At 72.4% G+C, this 2,083-nt stretch carries 2 protein-coding genes; both read left to right on the top strand.

From position 1 onward, the window contains the following. Positions 1 to 282 precede the first annotated feature (282 nt). Positions 283 to 1,275, top strand: coding sequence for an ABC transporter ATP-binding protein (locus DVA66_RS19755; RefSeq protein WP_114561507.1), 993 nt, complete (start codon positions 283 to 285; stop codon positions 1,273 to 1,275). Further along, the coding region (locus DVA66_RS19750; RefSeq protein ID WP_157974164.1) for an ABC transporter permease at positions 1,265 to 2,083 on the top strand (819 nt) is incomplete at its 3' end. The genes DVA66_RS19755 and DVA66_RS19750, both read left to right, overlap by 11 nt.

The following is a 2,083-nucleotide window of genomic DNA, read 5'->3' as shown; positions in this document are numbered from 1 at the left end:
AGATCATGAGAGGAGGTGCACGAGATGTCGCACTACGACACCCCGACCGTCGTCGACCTGGGTCGCTTCCAGGACGAGACCGGCGAGTTCATCGGCCCGCACACCGAGGCCATCCTCCCCTTCGAGGACCACTCCAAGGAGTGATTCCCGGGTAGCACCCTAGCAACCCGGACGGCCGGTGGCCAGGCCCGAGCTGGCCTGGCCACCGGTCCACCCCCATTGACAGCCGCGCAGCACCAGACGCCGCAGACGACGTGTCCCGGCGAGACGGACGGAGCGACGATGACCCTGCAGCAGACCCGGCCAGCCGCCCTGGAGGCGGTGCAGCCGACCGACCCCGGGCCCCACCCGGCTCCCGCCATCGAGGTCCGCGACCTCGGGATGCGCTACGGCTCGGTGCAGACCCTGCGCGGTGTCGACCTGCGGGTCGAGGCCGGTGAGGTGATGGCACTGCTGGGTCCCAACGGCGCGGGCAAGACCACCACCATCGAGATCCTCGAGGGCTTCCGCCGCCGCTCCAGCGGGGATGTCCGCGTGCTCGGCTGCGACCCCGACGCCGGCCGGGAGGCCTGGCAGTCGCGGATCGGCGTCGTCCTGCAGGCCTGGCGCGACCACCGCCGCTGGCGGGTCCGCGAGCTGCTGCACCACCTCGGCCGCTACTACCGGCCCTACTCCTCACCCGACTGGCCCCGGCCGCAGGACCCCGACGCCCTGCTCGCCGCCGTCGGGCTGACCGACCAGCAGGACCAGCGGGTGGGACGCCTGTCGGGCGGCCAGCGCCGCCGGCTCGACGTCGCCATCGGCCTGGTCGGCAACCCCGAGCTGCTCTTCCTCGACGAGCCCACCGTCGGGTTCGACCCCGAGGCCCGCCAGGAGTTCCACCAGCTGATCCGCTCGATCTCGGCCCGCGGCCGGACCGCGATCGTGCTCACCACCCACGACCTGGTCGAGGCCGAGCAGCTGGCCGACACCGTCGCGATCCTCGTCGACGGACGGGTCGTCGCCCGCGGTCCGATGGCCGAGATCGCCGCCCGGCACGCCGCCGGCACCGAGATCCGCTACCGGCTGCACGGGCGCGAGCACGTCGAGACCGTCCCCGACGCCACCGCGCGGGTGCGGGCCCTGGTCCGCGCCCACGACACCGCGCTCAGCCACCTCGAGGTGCGCCCGCAGACACTGGAGGACGCCTACCTCCAGATGATCCGCGACCACCACCGCGCCGAGCTGGGCACCTCGACCCTGGCCGTGGAGGCGGGACACCACGATGCTGCCTGAGATCATCCGCAACGGCCTGACCCGCGGGCTGGTGGAGCTGCGACACAGCATCACGCTGGTCTTCAACTACGTCTTCTTCCCCAGCCTGGCCCTCATCGCGACGTCCTTCCTGCGCGGCATCGAGCTCGCCGGCTCCGGCGCATCGGTCGGCCAGTACGCCATCCCCGGCATCGTCGCGATGAACGTGCTCTTCACCGGGCTGATGGGGCTGGCCACCACCCTCATCACCGAACGCGAGGACGGGACGCTGCTGCGCGCCCGCTCGGTGCCCAACGGCATCCACAGCTACCTGCTCGGCAAGGTCACCACCCAGGTGGTGCTGATCGTGGCCACGATGGCCGTGGTGCTGGTCGAGGCGGCCCTGCTGTTCCGCGGCTCGCTCTCGGTCGAGGTCGCGAACCTGGTGCACCTGGCGTGGATCCTGCCGCTGGCCCTGCTCGCCACCCTGCCGTTCGGGGCGCTGCTCGGCGCGCTGATCTCCAACCCCCGCCACCTCAGCTTCATGTCGCTGGTGCTGATGGGCGTGGTCAGCGTCTCGGGGGTGTTCTACCCGCTGGCGCGGATGCCGGAGTGGGTGCAGGTGGTCGGTCAGAGCACACCGCTGTACTGGATGGGTCTCGGCCTGCGCAGCACCATGCTCGGCGACCAGGTGCTGGCCTCGGAGATCGGCCAGTCCTGGCGGCTGCCCGAGACGGCCGCGGTGCTCACGCTGTGGAGCGTCGTCGGCGTGGTGCTGGCGGTCCGGGTGCTGCGCGGCGCCGCCCGCCGGCAGGGCGGCAGCCGGCGTCGCGGCCGCCGGGCCGTGCCC

Origin of the sequence: Desertihabitans aurantiacus (assembly GCF_003344635.1) — a bacterium.
GTDB classification, from domain to species: Bacteria; Actinomycetota; Actinomycetes; order Propionibacteriales; family Propionibacteriaceae; genus Desertihabitans; species Desertihabitans aurantiacus.
Note: the sequence above shows the minus strand (reverse complement) of the source record. Positions and strands in the feature narration are given on the sequence as shown.